This is a genomic window from Waltera sp. (genome assembly GCF_046969025.1).
Taxonomy (GTDB): Bacteria; Bacillota; Clostridia; order Lachnospirales; family Lachnospiraceae; genus Acetatifactor; species Acetatifactor acetigignens.
Genome location: NZ_JBKVQF010000018.1, coordinates 47,802 through 67,149 on the forward strand (window position 1 = coordinate 47,802; position 19,348 = coordinate 67,149).

16 protein-coding genes, 1 tRNA gene and 1 rRNA gene are annotated in these 19,348 nt (G+C 47.6%); 1 reads left to right on the top strand and 17 read right to left on the bottom strand.

Going from position 1 to position 19,348, the window contains the following annotated elements; translation table 11 throughout:
• Positions 1 to 15: 15 nt before the first annotated feature.
• From ACLTOH_RS10820 to ACLTOH_RS10845, 6 genes are all read right to left on the bottom strand, one after another.
• Positions 16 to 288 (bottom strand): ACT domain-containing protein, encoded by a 273-nt coding sequence (locus ACLTOH_RS10820; RefSeq protein ID WP_412224115.1) that lies wholly within the window; start codon positions 286 to 288, stop codon positions 16 to 18.
• 253 nt (positions 289 to 541) lie between these two features.
• Complete coding sequence (locus ACLTOH_RS10825; RefSeq protein ID WP_022311866.1) at positions 542 to 1,342, bottom strand: MBL fold metallo-hydrolase; 801 nt, start codon at positions 1,340 to 1,342, stop codon at positions 542 to 544.
• Between the two features lie 73 nt (positions 1,343 to 1,415).
• Positions 1,416 to 3,656: a cell division protein FtsA gene (locus tag ACLTOH_RS10830; protein WP_022311865.1), complete on the bottom strand. Its 2,241-nt coding sequence runs from the start codon at positions 3,654 to 3,656 to the stop codon at positions 1,416 to 1,418.
• Positions 3,644 to 4,249, bottom strand: coding sequence for a dephospho-CoA kinase (gene coaE / locus ACLTOH_RS10835; protein WP_022311864.1), 606 nt, complete (start codon positions 4,247 to 4,249; stop codon positions 3,644 to 3,646). Before coaE ends, ACLTOH_RS10830 begins: the two co-directional genes overlap by 13 nt.
• Positions 4,250 to 6,967, bottom strand: coding sequence for a DNA polymerase I (polA, locus tag ACLTOH_RS10840; protein WP_118731461.1), 2,718 nt, complete (start codon positions 6,965 to 6,967; stop codon positions 4,250 to 4,252). It abuts the gene before it with no gap.
• 50 nt (positions 6,968 to 7,017) lie between these two features.
• On the bottom strand, positions 7,018 to 7,338 hold the full coding sequence (locus ACLTOH_RS10845; protein WP_022311862.1) for an anti-sigma factor family protein: 321 nt from the start codon (positions 7,336 to 7,338) through the stop codon (positions 7,018 to 7,020).
• A gap of 175 nt (positions 7,339 to 7,513) precedes the next feature.
• Between ACLTOH_RS10845 and ACLTOH_RS10850 the strand changes: the two genes are divergently transcribed.
• Positions 7,514 to 7,596: transfer RNA gene (locus ACLTOH_RS10850), tRNA-Leu, on the top strand.
• Positions 7,597 to 7,964: 368 nt separating this feature from the next.
• Here ACLTOH_RS10850 and ACLTOH_RS10855 read toward each other — a convergent pair.
• The 11 genes from ACLTOH_RS10855 to ACLTOH_RS10905 form a co-directional block, all read right to left on the bottom strand.
• Positions 7,965 to 9,008 carry a S66 peptidase family protein gene (locus ACLTOH_RS10855; RefSeq protein ID WP_412224116.1) on the bottom strand — a complete coding sequence of 348 codons (1,044 nt, stop codon included), beginning with the start codon at positions 9,006 to 9,008 and terminating at the stop codon, positions 7,965 to 7,967.
• Between the two features lie 448 nt (positions 9,009 to 9,456).
• Entirely contained in the window at positions 9,457 to 10,734 is a 1,278-nt protein-coding gene (locus ACLTOH_RS10860) for a diaminopimelate decarboxylase (RefSeq protein ID WP_117467367.1), read from the bottom strand.
• Between the two features lie 26 nt (positions 10,735 to 10,760).
• Complete coding sequence (locus ACLTOH_RS10865) at positions 10,761 to 11,744, bottom strand: diaminopimelate dehydrogenase (protein ID WP_117467369.1); 984 nt, start codon at positions 11,742 to 11,744, stop codon at positions 10,761 to 10,763.
• 79 nt (positions 11,745 to 11,823) lie between these two features.
• Positions 11,824 to 12,585 (bottom strand): TrmB family transcriptional regulator, encoded by a 762-nt coding sequence (locus ACLTOH_RS10870; RefSeq protein ID WP_022312252.1) that lies wholly within the window; start codon positions 12,583 to 12,585, stop codon positions 11,824 to 11,826.
• Between the two features lie 606 nt (positions 12,586 to 13,191).
• Complete coding sequence (locus ACLTOH_RS10875; RefSeq protein ID WP_117467371.1) at positions 13,192 to 13,866, bottom strand: uracil-DNA glycosylase; 675 nt, start codon at positions 13,864 to 13,866, stop codon at positions 13,192 to 13,194.
• Between the two features lie 22 nt (positions 13,867 to 13,888).
• Complete coding sequence (hisF, locus tag ACLTOH_RS10880; protein ID WP_118539962.1) at positions 13,889 to 14,650, bottom strand: imidazole glycerol phosphate synthase subunit HisF; 762 nt, start codon at positions 14,648 to 14,650, stop codon at positions 13,889 to 13,891.
• A gap of 1 nt (position 14,651) precedes the next feature.
• Positions 14,652 to 15,296 (bottom strand): imidazole glycerol phosphate synthase subunit HisH, encoded by a 645-nt coding sequence (hisH, locus tag ACLTOH_RS10885; RefSeq protein WP_118731465.1) that lies wholly within the window; start codon positions 15,294 to 15,296, stop codon positions 14,652 to 14,654.
• Positions 15,293 to 17,128, bottom strand: coding sequence for a hypothetical protein (locus ACLTOH_RS10890; RefSeq protein ID WP_337763077.1), 1,836 nt, complete (start codon positions 17,126 to 17,128; stop codon positions 15,293 to 15,295). The genes hisH and ACLTOH_RS10890 overlap by 4 nt, the downstream gene beginning before the upstream one ends.
• Positions 17,129 to 17,171: 43 nt before the next feature.
• A complete protein-coding gene (locus tag ACLTOH_RS10895) occupies positions 17,172 to 17,939 on the bottom strand; it encodes a hypothetical protein (protein WP_337763076.1) in 768 nt (255 codons plus the stop codon).
• A gap of 65 nt (positions 17,940 to 18,004) precedes the next feature.
• Positions 18,005 to 18,916 (bottom strand): chemotaxis protein, encoded by a 912-nt coding sequence (locus ACLTOH_RS10900; RefSeq protein WP_022312258.1) that lies wholly within the window; start codon positions 18,914 to 18,916, stop codon positions 18,005 to 18,007.
• A gap of 263 nt (positions 18,917 to 19,179) precedes the next feature.
• Positions 19,180 to 19,348: ribosomal RNA gene (locus tag ACLTOH_RS10905) — 23S ribosomal RNA — on the bottom strand; the annotation flags it as partial.

Sequence of the window (19,348 nt, forward strand, 5' to 3'; positions counted from 1 at the left end):
AAATCGTGGGGCTTATCAGATGCGGTGCATCTTGTCAAAGATCTCTTCCTTCTGGCACTTGATCACTACGCCAATTTCTTCTCCGAGAGCAGCCAGTTCATCTGCCATATCACCAAAAGTTTTCTGCATCTGATTGGTGTCAACGATCATCATCATGTTAAAATATCCCTGTACGATGGTCTGGGAAATATCCAGGATATTGATGCCGTTTCCCGCAAGATAGGTACATACCTTTGCGATAATGCCTACTGTGTCCTTACCAACTACCGTAATAATTGTTCTTTTCATAATCGCCCTCATTTTCTGCATGAAATCATGCTATTATTTTTATCTATTAAACTACACTTTACTACAATTTGCAACCTCAAGTTCAGCCTATGAACATATTCAGACACAGAAATCATACTTGCATCATTTTGTGAGCGAATATGTTTCAGGCACCGAGCGCCAAACTATGGAGCAAAGCTAGTCATGAAATGACGCAAAAGCGTGCTATGATGCGGCTCCAACGAATAATGCTGGCTGATGCGCTGCGCATCCGCTACGCAATATTGATCACCGGAGATACATTGCTCCTGTCTGCCACCATCATCCGGAAGTCTTCCGCCCGGTAAGGGTTCTCTCCCATGGTGATTTCCATCCGGACCGCTTCATAGGCCAGCTCCGGAAGATTATTCTCCTTGCTGAGATGTCCCAGCACGATAGCCTGCAGCTTGTCATGCAGGATTCGACAGAGCAGCTTGCCGGAATTTTCATTGGAAAGGTGTCCTCTGTCCCCCAGAATTCTCTGTTTGAGATAATAGGGATAAGGTCCTACCTGCAACATCTTCACATCATGATTCGCTTCCAGCAGCAAGGCATCCATTCCCTTCAGGCACTCCACGGTGTAATCATTATAGACTCCTAAATCCGTACAGATTCCTACCTTTTTATCTCCGTAAGCAATACGATAGCCCACCGGCTGTGCCGCATCATGGGAGATTTTCATGGGATTGACAGTCAGATCCTTGATAGTCAGTTTCACATCTTCCTTCACTTCCCGAAACAGGGCTGGATTGATCTTGCCCAGATTCCCCATCTTCTGGATTTCTTCCAGGGTTCCCGTTGTGGCATAGATCGGCACTTCATATTTTCTCGCCATGACACCCAGTCCCGCCACATGATCCATATGTTCGTGGGTCACCAGGATGCCATCCAGATCTCTTCCGGTGAGTCCCAGACTGTTCAGCCCGGCCTCCGCCTTTTTGCCGCTGATTCCCACGTCCACCAGCAGATGCGTGGCCTCTGATCCCACATAAATACAGTTGCCGCTGCTGCCGCTGGCAATACTACATAATCTCATAACTTCTTAATCTCTTTTCTATCTTACTTCTGTCTTACTCTTTTCCGTTTTCCATCTTCGGCATTAATGCATACTAGTGCATGCTTTTCCAGTAGATCTCGATCACATCTCCCTCTTTCAAAGGTTCCATGAACTGTGCCGGGCGTCCATTTAAGTTCGTCACAATGGATCTGCCTGCGGATGCGGAGGATCCCAGATCAAAATCAATATAATCAAACACATCCACAAATACATAGGAAGCCTTACCCTGCATGGTGATGGGGGAATGGTTCACGATCACTGTTAATGGATGCGGCCCCTGTGGTGACACGCTTTGGCTCTGTGCCGTCTGTTCCACGCTTTCGTACTTTTCGTCCTGCTTCCCGGAAGTCCCCTGCGTTGTCACGGAAGCCGTCCCGTTTTCTGCTGCAGTCTCTGTCCCCTGTGTCATCGCCGCTTCTCCTGCCACAGCCTCTGCCTTCTGCATCACAGGCCCTTCTCCATAAACAGGCTCTTCTCTATAGGCATCCTCTTCTGTGTCCTCATCCGGCAGGTCTGCATAACTCCCTTCCGGCAGCGGGTTCTTCATATCCCAGCTTACGGTGAAATGCTCATAAACTCTGGTATCCGGCTGCGCCGCTGTATCATTGACCCTGATATCCGCACCGAGAGGCACATCCAGAAATTCTGCGATTTCCTTTACAGTATAAGAATTCCGAATCCGAATATCATCGTTCTGGCCGATCCGGTAGAATTCATTCTCTCTGTGACCGTTGACTTCCGCTGTCTTCGGCAGACTGATCTGTTTACCGTTCACATAGACCTGCAGTGCATCCCCCAGTTCAGAGAGTTTTCCCAGCTCCAACACCGCCGGTTCGCCCTCCGTGGAAGGTGTTACCACAATGCGGTCCCCATTATGTACCTGGGTATACATATCCGCCTCGTCTCCGTTGACCCGGATGACTGCTGCCTCTCCCTGTTCGCCCCGCACCATACGGGTCTTACCATTGACAGTAAACAGAAGGGCTTCCCCTTTTCTGGGGAACAGCTGGTCATTGGGGAACTGCATCTGCATAGCGGCATCTGTCACGGATAATTTGCCGTTATCATAGAGCTTTACCCGCTCTCCGTTGAATTCCACGAAAATAAAATTATTGCTCTGTACATAATAGCTTAAACAGATACCGATAGGTGTTACCATCATGGCATCCTTTCTGGCATTTTCCAGTTCAAATGTAATGGTCTGCATGACTTCCTGTCCCCGGATTGCCACACGTTCCTTCACGATGCCCAGCTTTTCTGCCAGCTTCTCCGTGTAACCGGGCACCATTCCACCGCCGCCTACCACGAACACGGCACTGACCGGTTTGTCCCCGTTCAGTTCTTTGATGGTATCGGATACCAGCTGGGTCATACGTTCGATCTCCGGATCCAGCAGTTCCAGCACTTCGCTGGCTTTGATGGTCTGGGGCAGTCCCATGATATCTTCGTATTCGATAGTCTCCTGGGTTCTGCATTTTCTCTTGATCTGCTCGGCCACCTCGAATTCCACGAGACAATGCTGTACCAGAATATCCGTCAGGCTGTCTCCTGCTACGGGGATCATGCCATAGGCTGTGATGGTTCCCTCTTTGGTAATGGAAATATCACTGGTGCCTGCACCCACGTCCACCAATGCCATATTTAACATACGGAACTTCTCCGGAATTGCTACCTGAATGGCAGCAATAGGCTCCAGTGTCAGATTCGCCACATGCAGGCCCGCCAGTTCTACTGCCTTATACAGACCGTCCACTACATCATCCGGCAGAAACGTGGCGATCAGATCCACTGCAATGTTTTTTGCCTTATGTCCCTCCAGATTACCCATCTGGTAGCCATTCATGTAATACCGCATGGCCGTATAACCCACACAGTAGAATTTCATATCTGTATCCGTATTGCTGTTCTGGAATTCCTCGTAAGCCTTCTCCACGCCCATGGTACACAAGGAATACACATCTTCCTGCGTGATCTCCCGGTCACTCTCAAAGCTGTGCTCCACATAGGTAGTGACGGTACGCAACACACGGCCTGCAGCTGCGATACATACTTCCGTAAGTTCTCTGCCCAGATCCGCTTCCAGCTGTTCCTTTACCTGAGAAATAGTCTCTCCCACCTTGCCGATGTCATGGATCTGTCCGTCCAGCATGGCTCTGGTCTCATGCTCCTTGGAGCGCTGTGCCAGCACATGGAACTTCCCGCCATTTAAGTATCCTACCGTACCTACGATGCTTCTCGTACCGATATCCAGTCCGAATACCAACTGTCCCTGTTTTTCTTTTACTCCTTCCATGAATATGCCTCCAGTTTCTGTCTGATCTGTCTGTAGCTGTCTTCCAGACTGTCACTGTTATCAATGACAAAATCACAATGCTGCCGGAATTCTTCCTCCGAAAGCTGTGATGCTATGATCTTTTCTATCTTCTCCGGTGTGTAACCGCGGCTTTCCGAAAGTCTTCTTCTGCGTACATCTTCTCTGGCGTAGATATACCACATTTCATCCACTATATGTTCATACCCGCTCTCGATCAAAAGTGCCGCTTCCACAAAAAACAGTTCCACATCGCCCTTATTCTTTGCCTCTGCCAGACGATCCGCCAGATATTTTTTTACCGCAGGATGAATGATGGCATTCACCTGCTCCAACAGTGTCGGATCTGCAAAAATCTTTGCCGCCATTGCCGGCTTATCGATCTGTCCGTCCGGTGCAAGGATTCCGTCTCCCATCAGCGCTACCAGCGCATGATAGCCTTCGGTTCCCGGTTCCTTGACTTTATGCCCGATCTCATCCGCCAGATAGATCTCACATTTATAATGCTGTCCGATATATTTTAAAATCTCTGTTTTTCCGGCACCCACACCGCCGGTAATACCTATAAAACGCATTTATTTCGCCTCATACCAGTTATTGCCCGTGTGCAGATCGATTTCCAGCGTCACCGCCAGATCTGCCGCGGACTTCATATTTTCCGTAAGGATCTCACGGACTCTTGCCTCTTCCTCCTGTGCGGTCTCGATCAACAGTTCGTCATGCACCTGCAGGATCAGACGGGATTTTAACCCTTCCTCTTTCAATGCTTTCCATACCTTGATCATGGCGATCTTGATAATATCCGCCGCCGTTCCCTGAATAGGGGCATTCATGGCCACTCGCTCGCCGAAGGACCGTTGCATGAAATTGGAGGACGACAGTTCCGGGATAGGGCGTCTTCTGCCAAACATGGTCTCCGTATAGCCCTTTTCCTTTGCATCCGCCACCAGTTTGTCGATGAATTCCTTCACCTTCGGGTAAGTGGCAAAATACTGTTCAATGTACTGTGCCGCTTCCTTTTTGCTGATACTCAGATCCTGACTCAGTCCAAAGGAACTGATACCGTAGACGATACCGAAATTGACTGCCTTGGCATTCCGGCGCTGCAGATCCGTGACTTGCTCGAAAGGAGTATGGAATACCTTGGATGCCGTGATCCGGTGAATATCCTCTTCCTGTCTGTAAGCATCAATCAGCTGTTCGTCTCCGGACATATGAGCCAGCACACGCAGTTCGATCTGGGAATAGTCCGCATCCATGAATTCATAGCCTTCTCTGGGGATAAATACCTTGCGGATCTGTCTGCCCAGTTCCATACGCATGGGAATGTTCTGCAGATTCGGCTCTGTAGAGCTGATACGCCCCGTGGCAGTAATGGTCTGATTGAAATTCGTATGGATCCTGCCGTCCTCTTCAATAAAAGCTGCCAGTCCGTCTGCATAGGTGGACTTTAACTTGGTCAGACCTCTGTATTCCAGGATATCTCTTACAATAGGGTAATCCGCCGACAGCTTTTCCAGCACATCCGCAGCTGTGGAATATCCGGTCTTGGTCTTCTTGCCGCCGGGGATCTGCATGGTCTCAAACAGTACCTCGCCCAGCTGCTTGGGGGAATTGATATTGAACTCTGTTCCTGCCTGTGTGTGAATGGACTGTTCCAGTTCCTCAATGCGGGCCACCAGTGCATCCCCATAAGCCTTCAGTTCCTCCCGCTTTACAGCCACACCTTCTTTCTGCATGTCATACAGTACCAGTGAAAGAGGCATCTCCATCTCCTCCATGAGACATTTCATGCCTGCTGCCTCCAGCTTGTCCTTCAGGACTTTTTTGCCTTTCCGGGAGACATAGGCTCCGTAGCACGCATACTCCATGGCTTTCCCGGCGTCCTCGGAAAGCAGTGTCCGAAAATCTCTCTTGCCGAATACTTCCGCTCTGCCCGGGATCAGAATTCCCAGATGCTCCGAAGCAATGGCCTCCATGTCATAATCATTCTTCAGAGGATTCAGCAGATACGCCGCGATCAATACGTCAAAATACTGTTCTGTACTGCTGCGGTCCAGATAGTCATACTGGTGCTTCACATCAAAGGTAGCGATCTGTGTATCCGTACCTGCGGAAAGTTCCTGTAGAGCTTCCGTGATCTCTGCGGTGTCATCCACAGATTCCACCGCTTCCGCAAACAGACTTAACTGCCCTTCCGGTTCCTTTTCATGTGTCAGGGCATAAAATACCGTCTCCTCATCGGACATAGACAATGCCACCCCCAGCAATTCTTCTTTTTTCGTAGTAGCATCCACTGGTTCCGTGATCAGCCACAGGCCGATCTCCTTCTGTTTCTGCGCTTTTTTCAGATATTGTAAAAATTCTTTTTTATCTTCAATCTGTCGGAAGCTTTCTGCGATCTTGCTGTCATTGGCGGCGGCATCTTTTTCAAATCTTCCCAACAGATTTTTGAATTCCAGACGTTTGCACAAGGTATAGGCTTCCGGGGTATAGAACCCCTCTGCTCTGGCCTGTTCGTAATCCAACTGCAATTCGCAGTCGGTCTTGATCGTTGCCAGCGTCTTGCTCAGATCTGCCAGATCCTTATGCTCGATCAGGGATTCCCGGATACTTTTTTTCGAGATTTCTTCCACATGGGCATAAATATTATCCAGAGAACCGTACTCCACCATCAGTGCCTGTGCGGTTTTCTCCCCCACCTTCGGCACTCCTGGAATATTATCGGCGGTATCTCCCATCAGGGCTTTCAGTTCGATAAACTGTAACGGAGTCACCTGATAGGCAGCCAGTACATCTGCGGCATAATAATCCTCGATCTCCGTTCTGCCCTGCTTCGTCTTCGGAATCCGGATCTTGATATGATCCGTGGCAATCTGCAGCAGATCTCTGTCACCGGAGACCAGTGATACTTCCAATCCGGCCTGCTCTGCTTTTTTGGCCAGCGTTCCAAGAATGTCATCTGCTTCCAGTCCCGCCTGCTCCATAATGGTAATATGCATGGCCTTCAGGATTTCCTTCATGACGGGCACCTGCTCCCGCAATTCCTCCGGCATAGGCTTTCTCGTTCCCTTGTAAGCCTCATACATTTTGTGGCGGAAAGTCGGTGCATGAACATCAAAAGCCACTGCCAGATATTCCGGCTTTTCCTCCTCCAGAATTTTAAACATAATATTCAAAAAACCATAAATGGCATTTGTGTGCAGTCCCTCTGCATTACTCAGATCCGGCACTCCGTAGAATGCCCGGTTCAATATACTGTGTCCGTCGATCAATACCAGTTTCTGACTCATACTCTGTCTATCCTATCTTAATTCTGTCCTCTTGATTCTATCAGGTGTCGCTAAGAGATGATCCATCCCAGAAATCCCATAAGAAAAATCACCGTCAGCACTTCCAGTACGGCCCCTGTCTTCAGAAAAGCCATATGAAATCTTACCTTGCGCTTTGCTTCCGCAAGTCTCAGTTCCAGTTCTCTCTGCAGGTCAAAAGCATCGCCGTCTTCCAGACGCTGCATACCTTCCGTTACAAGGAACTGAATCACCAATTCCTCCTTGCAGCCCGGGCATTCCCGCATATGCTCCCCGAATTCCTGCAAGGTCTGAAAATCCAGTTTTCCTGCAATGAAATCAGGAATATTCTTTTCAAATTCTTTGCAATTCATGCTTCCACCCTATTCCAAAACAGTTCTACAGATTGCGTTCCCATATACTCATACACTTCTACTATACAACATCTTGTGTAAAAAGACTAGAAAAATAGTAGCAAGATTCCAGAAAAAAACTCTTGTCAACTTTTTTAATCTATGATAAGATAATCTCTGTTGTGAGTGTTTGAATGCCGGCGTGTCGGAATGGCAGACGAGGCAGACTCAAAATCTGTTGGTGGCAACACCGTATGGGTTCAAGTCCCATTGCCGGCAGTTAGTGCAGAATCAAATCGGTTCTGCGCTTTCTTTTTGTATTTTTATAACCACATCGCATTTCCTGCTTTTTCTAATTTTTTTCCAATCATCTCCTATGGATTAATTGTTACAAAATTGTTACAATTCATTTGTGCTTAGCTAACACAGACGTAACCGAACACCAGGCAACAGGAAAAGGAGGAAGAAAGTATGTGTTTCAAATTCATTAACTGTTCTCAGTGGTTGAATGCATTCTGCGGCTACTTCAATTTTGGCTGCTAATATCGTTTTCGACGAATAGAGCGTTCCATAGACGCACGAAAAGGCTCTCCCGTTTGGGATGAGCCTTTTCTTATTTCTACACTTTTTCTATGAATTTATACATTTTACCGATAGTCATAACGGAGGGTGACATCATTGCCCTGTACCTGTACTTCCGCACAGCTTCCGGTGACAATCGGCATCATGGGTGCCAGATGTCCCAGATCCACATCCATGATCACGGGAACATTCTTCTCTCCCGCCACGTCCAGAACTGCCTGGTACTGATCCAGTCTCATCATCTCCTGTCCGAAACACAACGGTCTTCCGATGAGAAAACCTTTGACATACTGAAACCATCCGGCTTCCTCCATCTGCCACATGGCTCTGCGGATGGCAAAAACATTCAGGTCACAGGCTTCCAGGAACCAGATGATTCCGTCCTCTTTATACTTTTCCAGAAAATCCTGTGTTTTATCAAACCGGGTTCCCAGTAGATTCACCAGACAATCCATACAGCCGCCCAGCAACCGACCTGAAAAGCGGATCTCCGGTTCCTCTTCTGCTGTCTGTCTGCCAAGATACTTTTTCAGCACTCTGGATTCCGTGGTGTTATAGGGCAACAGAGGCTGTTCTTCATTTTTCAGAGACTCCTTTTCCCACTTGTCATATCCATGCACCTCTTTGGTCTCTCCGGTCAATATTCCGAAGGCATCTTTCAGGGATGCATGCCAGGGCTCCATGCCAAAAGCGGCCGCGCAGGGGCCGTAGACGGAGGCGGTATCACAGATGGTTGCCAGCAGATAGGTCATGTTGGTATTGTCAGAATACCCCAGATACCACTTGGGCTCTGCTGCCTGCAGACGCTCAAAATCCACATGGCTCATGGTCTCGCACATCAGTTCTCCGCCACCGCAGGAGATCAGACAGTCATTTTCCGGGCTGCAATAGTAATCCGTCAGCTCCTGCCCGCATTTTTCGGGGGTGTTACTGATACCGATGCCCTCTCCGGCATAACAGTTGGGGCCTAATTGTAACTGATAGCCCATTTCCCGGAATTTCTTCTGGGCATTGCCAAAGGCAGTGTAATAAGGTTCTATCTGACAGCCAAAAGAAGGGGCCACAAATCCAATGGTCCCTCCCCGCTGTATATGTTTCGGATATTTCATTGCTTCGTATCCTCCTATATCGCCCATTCGCATTCCGGGCTATCGCCCTTCTTGCTCATGTTCGTTCACTTCCCTCATAGGAGGTCTGCTTTGCCTGCAAGCAGTCACGCCAACCTCCTATGGGTACTCCCATTCGCATTCCGGGCTATCGCCCTTCTTGCTCATGTTCGTTCACTTCCCTCATAGGAGGTCTGCTTTGCCTGCAAGCAGTCACGCCAACCTCCTATGGGTACTCCCATTCGCATTCCGGGCTATCGCCCTTCTTGCTCATGTTCGTTCACTTCCCTCATAGGAGGTCTGCTTTGCCTGCAAGCAGTCACGCCAACCTCCTATGGGTACTCCCATTCGCATTCCGGGCTATCGCCCTTCTTGCTCATGTTCGTTCACTTCCCTCATAGGAGGTCTGCTTTGCCTGCAAGCAGTCACGCCAACCTCCTATGGGTAAGTGTTATGCGTCAAAATTAATCTTATTATAAATATCGAAACAGTCAAAGGTTGCAAAATAATCCTTCGGTGTCTCGGCACGGCGGATCAGTTCCACGCTGCCGTCCTCCTTCAGCAGAAGCTCTGCGGATTTCAGCTTACCGTTGTAATTGTAACCCATGGCAAAACCGTGTGCACCGGTATCGTGGATGGCAATATAGTCACCGATATCGATCTTCGGCAGCATCCGGTCGATGGCGAATTTGTCGTTGTTCTCGCACAGGGAACCGGTCACATCGTACTTGTGGTCGCAGGGCTCGTTTTCCTTGCCCAGTACAGTGATGTGATGGTAAGCGCCGTACATGGCGGGACGCATCAGATTCACGGCACAGGCATCCACACCGATGTATTCCTTATGAGTATGCTTCTCATGGATGACCTGGGTCACCAGATGTCCGTAAGGTGCCATCATATAACGACCAAGCTCTGTGTAGATTGCCACATCACCCATGCCTGCCGGTACCAGAACTTCCTCATATACCTTACGCACGCCTTCGCCGATGACTCTGATGTCGTTGGGTTCCTGATCCGGACGGTAAGGAATACCGATACCACCGGACAGATTGATGAAGGTAATGTGTGCGCCGGTCTCCTCTTTCAGCTTTACTGCCAGTTCGAACAGTTCTCTTGCCAGAGTGGGATAATAGTCATTCGTTACCGTGTTACTGGCCAGAAAAGAATGGATACCGAAATTCTCCACACCCTTTGCCTTCAGGATCTTATATCCCTCAAACATCTGCTCCGTGGTGAAACCGTATTTAGCATCGCCCGGATTGTCCATGATGTTATTGCTGATGGAAAAATATCCGCCGGGATTGTAACGACAGCTCAGGGTCTTGGGCAGATAACCGATGGTCTTCTCCAGGAAATCGATATGGGTGATGTCATCCAGATTGATGGTGGCACCGATTTTTGCCGCATATTCGAATTCATGGGCCGGGGTATCGTTGGAGGAGAACATAATGTCCTCTCCCTTTACCCCCATAGCATTGCTGAGCATCAGCTCTGTCAGAGAGGAGCAGTCACATCCACAGCCGTAATCTCTTAAGATGTTGATCAGAAAAGGGTTGGGAGTCGCCTTTACCGCAAAGAACTCCTTGTAGCCCTTGTTCCACGCAAAAGCTTCCTTCAGCGCCTTCGCATTCTCCCGGATTCCCTTTTCATCATAGATATGAAACGGTGTGGGATATTTTTCTGCGATCTTTTCGATCATTTCTTTGGTAACAAATGCCTTTTTTTCCATAAGTATCTCCTCTGCATCTATCTTATTTACAGTAACGCGCTTCTCATCTCTTCCGGAGTCAGAGTGCTCAGATAAGCAGGTGCCACATCAAATACGGTCTTGCAGCCCTTCTGGCCTTCCTGATTCATGCGGTAAGCAGCTCTTGCATAAGCGGTCAGTACGCAGGAAGTGAACTCCGGGTTGGAATCCAGCTTTAAGCTGTACTCGATCACATGGTTGTGCTCACCGTTTAAGCCGGTCTTGCCGGTACGCAGTACAAATCCGCCGTGAGGGATACCTGCGTGATCTCTCTGCAGTTCTTCCTCAGTGATGAAATGTACAGTAGTATCATAATCTGCAAAATAGTTGGGCATGTTCTTGATCTGCTCTTCGATCTGTGCCTTGTCTGCGCCCTCTTCCGCTACCACAAAGCACTCTCTGGTATGCTTCTGTCTGGTGGTCAGAACCGGATTCTCACAGTTTCTGACAGCTTCCAGTGCGGACTCTACGGGAATGGTATACTGCTTGGCATCCTTAACACCGGGGATACGACGGATGGCATCGGAATGTCCCTGGCTGACACCCTTACCCCAGAAGGTATAATCGCTGCCGTCTCTTAAAATGGCATTGGCATACAGTCTGTTCAGGGAGAACATACCGGGATCCCAGCCTACGGAAATCATGGCTACCTTGCCGCCCTCTTTTGCTGCAGCATCTACCTGTGCGAAATGCTCGGGGATCTTCGCATGGGTATCAAAGCTGTCTACCACGTTGAAATATTTTGCATACTCTGCGGTCTGTTTGGGCAGATCGGTTGCGGAGCCTCCGCACAGCACCAGGACATCGATCTTGTCCTGCATGGACAGCAACTGATCTACATTATAAACCTTCACATCTGTTAAAGTCTTTACTGTAGCAGGATCTCTTCTGGTAAATACGGCTACCAGCTCCATGTCATCATTCTGCTTTACTGCACATTCCATTCCTTTTCCTAAGTTACCATAACCTAAAATTGCGACTCTGATACTCATTTTTCTATCCCTTTCTATTTTATCCTATTTATGAGAACGCTGCGGCCGTTTCCACCCGGCAAAAGCGTTTTCTACATAATTATTGCTCACCCTGCTTCAACCGAATGAGGGCGATCTCGTTGCGCATGGCATCCTTGAAGACTCTGACAAAATTCTTCTGGCCACTGTAAAGGCAGGTATCACTGCTCTTTCCCGTCACCGTACCGGTGAGAATGTACTCGGAATCTATGATGAGACGGATCTGATCCATCTGCTGTTCCTCTTCCTTAGGCTCTCTGAAATGCTCCGGCACCAGGTATTCTATGATCCCGGCCTTTAATTCCGCATCTTCCGGAAAAGGTTCTCTGTTGTCTTCTGAAATCAGCACCACTTTTTTCTGTGCCCGGACCAGCTCCCTGATCTCCTCCGACCATTGCTCCAGGAATTCACCTGTTGCGGAAAAATAAATACGCTTCTCGGCACCCAGAAGCATGTGCCGGATCTTGTCACAGATGTGGTCATAGCCTTCGATGGTGATATAGCCTTCTCTAGGTAAATTTTTCCTGGGGCCATCCGTCACCAGACGTTCTTTTGCTTTCCGCAGATACCGGATCCGGTTATCGCAGAACTCGGATAATGCTACAGCCAGATATTTTGAGGAGGTTCCTTCGATCACATAAGCAGCTCCATGCTCCACCAACGATGCCAGTCCATTATAGACATTGGATCTGGAAATCCCCGTCAGCTTCGCCACCTCATAGCCTGTCAGTTCTTCATTTTGAAGAAGACACAGGTAAATGACAGCCTCCTGCCTGCTCAGTCCGAACAGGATAAGTTGTTCTATGATTGCCGCTTCTTCCATAGGTACTCCTTTTAGTAGTTCTTTACAGGAACACTATAGTAAGGATTCCTTGTTTTGTCAATAGGGGAAATACTTATTGAGAAAAGATGTCAGTAAAAGAAATGGAAAGTGATGCCACTCCTCCGGGAATTCTGTTTGTATTAAAAACGTCCTTTTTTGCTAAAAAAATACAAAAACAGGAGATTTTGGCCTTTTATAAGAGCTTATTTTCGCTAAAATAGGAAAATAATAAAATCAGTACAAAAAATGTTTGATTTAGAGGTTTTTTTGTACTGATTTTGCTATTTTAATGTGATTTGCACCAAAGCAATAGAAATGGCTGCAGCAGAAATGCCTATGGTGTACAGATATTATGAAAAAAGCAGAACGTCCGCAGCGGATGGAATATCCTTCCGGGGATGTTTGTCGGACGGTGGTGACATTTTCTCGAAAAGTGTTGAAAATCAGGGTGGTGCGAACAGGACGTTCGCGACAGGCGGACGTTCGTGGAGGGTATGGCAGCACTACGTTACGAGCCATGCAAAAATAGAGTGAACCAGCCTCGCTTGTGTGCAAGCGCCCATCGAGGTGTTCCACTCTATTTTTACATGGCTCGTAACTCACAATTTACACATTTTCAATCTGCCAGTCGATGGGCTCCACGCCGTGTTCTTTCAAGAAGTTGTTAGTCTTGCTGAAAGGTCTGCTGCCGAAGAAACCGCGGTAGGCAGACAGGGGGCTGGGATGAGGGGCCTCTAAGATCAGATGATTGGGATTGTTCAACATAGCTTTCTTCATCTGGGCAGGTCTGCCCCACAGGATAAACACAATGGGACGATCCTGTGCATTCAGTGCCCGGATGGCGGCATCTGTAAACTCTTCCCAACCTTTCCCGTGATGGGAATTGGCCATGTGTGCCCGCACGGTAAGCACCGTATTGAGCATCAGGACACCCTGCTCGGCCCATTTTACAAGATAACCATTGTTAGGGATATAGCATCCCAGATCATCGTGAAGTTCCTGATAAATATTCACCAGAGAAGGGGGAATCTCTACATCCGGTTTCACCGAGAAGCACAGGCCATGAGCCTGTCCCACATTATGATAAGGATCCTGTCCTAAAATCACCACTTTTACCTTGCTTAACGGCGTCAGATGAAATGCATTGAAAATATCATCTGCCGGTGGGAAGACCACGGTGGTGTTGTATTCATTTTTGACAAATTCAAAAAGCTGTCTGTAATAAGGCTTGTGGAATTCTCCGCCCAAAGCCGTCAGCCAGTCATTCGTGATCATTGCCATAGTCAAATCCTCCCTGTCGTCCCTAGAGACGGACACTGATTCCTTTTTCCCGCAGGTATTCTTTCACCTGCCTGATCTCTAATTCTTTGTAATGGAACAGAGATGCCGCCAGAACTGCCTCTGCCTTTCCCTCTGTCAGAGCATCATAGAAATGAGACAGCTGTCCAGCACCGCCGGATGCAATGACCGGAATGCTTACACTCTCTGCCACAGCCCTGGTCAGCTCCAGATCATAGCCTTCCTTCGTGCCGTCACCGTCCATGCTGGTCAGCAGGATCTCTCCGGCTCCCATCTTCTCTGCGGTTCTGGCCCACTCCACAGCGTCCATGCCCATATCCACACGACCACCGTTTTTATAAATATTCCAACCACCGCCGTCTGCCCGCTTCTTGGCATCGATAGCGACCACCACACACTGACTGCCAAATTTCTCTGCTGCATCACTGATCAGCTGCGGATTCATAATGGCTGCGGAATTCACAGAAATCTTGTCTGCTCCTTCTCTCAATATCGCCTTAAAATCATCCACGGTACGGATTCCTCCGCCTACAGTGAAAGGAATAAATACCTTGCTGGCTACCTTCCGCACCCACTCTAACTGCGTTGCTCTACTGTCTGCAGAAGCCGTAATGTCCAAAAATACCACTTCGTCCGCACCGGCTGCATCATAAGCAGATGCTACCTCCGACGGATCTCCGGCATCCCGGAAATTCACAAAATTCACACCTTTTACTACTCTGCCATCCTTCACATCCAGACAGGGAATTACTCTTTTGGTATGCATATCATCTTCCTCCCTGCTTATCTTTTTCCCGGAACTCTTGTGTGATCTCTATGAAATTCTGCAGAATTTTCATTCCCACCCGGGAACTTTTCTCGGGATGGAACTGACAGGCAAAAATATTACCCTTTTCCACGGAAGCATGAATCAAAGTTCCATATTCTGTGGTGGCAGTAACAATGGAAGGATCTGCTGCCTCCAGATAATAGGAATGTACAAAATATACATAGGAATGCTCTTCCACGCCCCGGAAAAGTCTTCCTTCATTGGGAAAAGTAAGGTCATTCCAGCCAATATGCGGAATCTTCAGTTCTTCTGCCGCAGGAATCCTTCGGATCTTACCGTCTAACAGGTGCAGTCCCTCTACTCCCGGTGTCTCCTCACTACTCTCAAACATCAGCTGTAAGCCCAGACAGATTCCCAGAAAAGGGATCTGCCTGTCCACTACTTCATGAATGACATCCACCAGTCCGTACTGGTGCAGTTTTTCCATGGCATCACCGAACGCTCCCACACCCGGCAGGATCACACCGTCTGCGGACAGGATTTCCTCTCTGTCTCTGGTAATCTTCACCTCTTCTCCCAGAAAATCCAATGCCTTTTCTACACTCTTTATGTTGCCAGCATCATAGTCGAGCACTGTGATCATTGCTGTATCTCCTTTTCCTCGGGGAGAGGATCCGGCAGCTGTGCGGGCGCCTCCTCCGTATTAGGTGCAGATGTTTCCTCCGTTACCGTTCCCTGCGGGAACTCCCAGAATCCCAGTCCCAGCCTTTGCAGAACCAACATTACATTCTTCGTATATTCTACATTATCGGAAATATCCGCAATCTGTTGTGCCTCTTCCTGACTTAACTGATATTTCTGGGAAAGGATATTCAAAATATCCTGGAATGCCAGACTTACCTCATCCTGCGCATTCCACTGTGTCGCATAATTTAACAATGTCGGATAATCCCTGACTGCCTGAAGCAGGCTGTCCAATGCCTCCAATTCAGAGCCTTCGTTTACGAATACTTCGTACTCCCGCAGCCACATACGGATGGTCAGAATACTCTCGGACTGACTGTACATCACCTGTTCTGTCTCATCCAGTTCCTTGCCCATCAGATTCTGGTAACAGGTCTGATAATCTCCGGCATAGTAAGCTTCTCTACCACTGCGCTTCGCGGTATAATCCGCCAGGAAGTTACCCAGCAACAGAATCACCGCCCCCAGAGAAATACATACCACTACAATCGGGAGGATTTTCTTCGGAGAAAGCTTTTTCTCCGATACTGACGGCTTATCTTCCTTTTCCGGCTTTTCTTTTTTCTTTTTTTCTTTTGCCGGTTTCTTGGGCTTGGGCTGCTTTTCTTTTTTAGGCTTTTTCTGTTTTTTTCCCTTCTTGTTCTTGCCGCCCTTGTCCATCTCTTCCAGGATCTTCTTGTTCTCATCGGACAGCTGCAACTGATCCGCTTCCTCTTCTTCCTCGTCCTCCTCGGTGAACAGATCTAATAATTTGGCAAAAAAGCCTTTTTTCTCTTTCTTCTGTTCCGGCTCATCCATGATGTCTGCGCCTGCAGCCTTCAGAATATCCATCACATCTGCAGATTCCGGTTCTCCGGATGCATTATCCGTGCTGTTCTCCGACTGCTCCGGAAATGCTCCCGCAAGTAAAGCGTCCAGATCGTCATCCAGGCCGCCGGCATCTCCGTTTTCCGCAGCATTTTCCGTACTTTCTACACTTTCCGTGTTGTCAGAAGCCTCCATCGGTGTTTTGTCTGTATCATCCATGCCATCCGTCAGGGAAGACAGATCCGCAAGATCATCCGGCACAGTTTCCGGGATATCCGATGTAACTTCCTCTCCCGCAGGCTGTGCTGATTCTGTCTCATCCGGTGCTGATTCCGGTTCTTCCTTGGATTTCTTCTTAAACCGTTCAAAAAATCCCGGCTTCTTTTCCTTCTTTTTCTTTTCTTTTTTCTTTTTTCCGCGCTTGCCGTTGTCTTCTTCCCGCTCTGCTGTTTCCTCCGGCTGTGCAGTCTCCGGTGTCACCTGATCCAGAATATTTGACAATCCCTCGTCATCCGCATTCTCCAACATTTTGATCAGATCGTCATTAGCATCGTTGCTCTCCTGTGCCGGAGCATCCCCGGATTGCTCCTGGCTCTGCTGCAATAGCCTGTTAATTTCATCCTCAGACATAGACGCTGTCTCCTCTGGAAGAATGGCTGTATTTTCCGCTACAGGCTGACTTGCTTCCGTTTCCTGCTCTGATGAATCAGCTTTTTGAGCATCCAGCGCCGACTGCAGCAGATCATCCATATCGCTCATATCGACCTGAGTTCCACTCTCTTCCACAGGCTCCGGCGTTTCCGGTGCTTTGGCAGTTTCTTCCTCCGTCCCGGTCATTTTCGGCTCCTTTGTAACCTCTGTTTCCATATTTTCTGTTTCAATTCCTTTTAATAAATTATCCAGGTATTCCTCCTGTGAAGGCATATGTCATTCCTCCGCTTTCTCACAAGTTACTAGCATGTTAAGTTTAACACAGGCTGAGCAGCCAGGCAATGGGATTTTGTTCTCCATCTATACAATAAAGGTCTGCTTTTTGTTGAAACAAAGCGATTCTCTCAAAAGGGGAACGTATAATCGTAGGAAAACGGTTCCCCTCCCCAATCTCCAACAACACCATTTTATGATTCAGGGTATTTTGCAGCCAGTTCTGATATTCTGTCCAGGTTTTCAAATATCCTTTTTCATCGTATCGGCCGGCATAGACATTGTTGAGTACCAACTTTTTCCCGCACTTTGGACATTTTCCCAAATTCGGAACCGAAAACCCGTTAGTCTGCAGCTTCTTAAAACTCTCCTGCAATTGTTCCTCATCTGCTTCTGTCACTGTCTGGATGCCTTCCTCACACCCGTCCGGGCACTGTTTTTTCGTCCAGTCTCCACAGGGTGCCACGAATCGCTCTTTTTTCAATAACATTTTTTTCCAGGGAACCTCTGCCAATTTATGATTCAGCGAAGATGAAACCACAAAATAACTCTTTTTTTCCAATACTTTTGCCAGCTTCTGCAATCCCTTCTCGATCTCTGCTTCCATCTCCGGCAAATACTGTCTGCGGAATTGTTCTTCCACATAAGGCAAAAGCCAAAGTACATTCTGCTGTTGTAACTGTTCCCGGATTCTGCGGTAATCTTCTCTGCTTTGCAGGAAAAATTCCATGTCAAACTCCTGTCCCAGGCCCACCAGCACATATTCCGCTTCTTCAATTTTCTGAAGAATTTCTTCTGTTTGTTTATCCATAACTGTATCCTGATATTATAGCAAAAGGCTGGGACTATCCCAGCCTTTTTGCTTCTCTAAACTTACTATCTGTCTAAATGCTTCTCTGCTACCAGTTCGTCCACAATTCTTACCAGATTACCGATCTCGGGTTTGGAAAGCTGTGCATCTGCTCCCAAAGCCTCTCCCTTTCTCTTCATGTCATCATTAACCAGTGATGAGAAAATGATAATAGGAATGTCCTTGGTCGCATCATCGCTCTTCACAAGCTTGGTCAGTCTGTGACCATCCATTTCCGGCATCTCAATATCGGTGATGATACAACGAACATGCTGATCCAGTGTACCATCCTCTTTGCACTGCGTAATAACATCATATGCTTTCTGACCGTTCTCTGTATGGATCAGATTTACATAGCCGGCTGCCTTCAGGGAATCTACAATCAGCTTGTTAAGCAGGGGGGAATCCTCTGCAATCAGAATAGGAACAGAGCTTCTAGTACGCTCTCCCAGTTCATTCAGCTCGGACATCTTCAGTCCTGTCTCCGGATTGATGTCAGATACGATCTTCTCGAAATCCAGAATAATGATCAGCTTGTCATTTTTCTTGATAATGCCGGTAGCAACACTCTCATCTGCTGCAGAAATGGTGATATCCGGCTTAATAATATCTCTCCAGCTTACTCTGTGAATACCTAATACAGATTCTACATGGAATGCAATATCCAGCTTATTAAAGTTGGTAACGATAAATAATCCTTTTTTCTCAGATTCACCACGCCCCAGACAATTCTTCAGATCAATGGCGGTGATCATAGTATCTCTCGGCATGAAAATACCTTCAATACTGGGATGTGAATTCGGAACCGGTGTTACTGGCTGATAGGTGATGATCTCTTTGATCTTGGCAACATTAATTCCGTAGGAATTACCTGCCAGGGTAAACTCCAGAATCTCCAATTCATTTGTTCCGTTTTCAAGTAATATCTTAGTATCCATACTTACTCCTGTGCCCTTCCCGCTGCTTTTGTTCTTTATGCCATATTCTTTATGCCACATATTTTAAGAAGCCTGCAATGCAGCCTTTTACTACTTTCTCAATTAATTATAACATATATTTTAAAAAAAGAAACAATTATCTGAAATTAATGCATAAAAAAACGATAGCAGAAAGCTATCGTTTTTAATTTATTCCTTCAAAACCGAACACTGAAACTCTATCTCTTATACCTTAACTTACATCCTTTTCCTATCCAAAACCTTTGGTCAAGCCCTCGACCGATTAGTAAATGTCAGCTGAACACATTGCTGTGCTTACACCTCATTCCTATCTACCTCGTAGTCTTCAAGGGGTCTTACTCATTTCTGAGGGATATCTCATCTTGAGGGGGGCTTCACGCTTAGATGCCTTCAGCGTTTATCCCTGCCGGA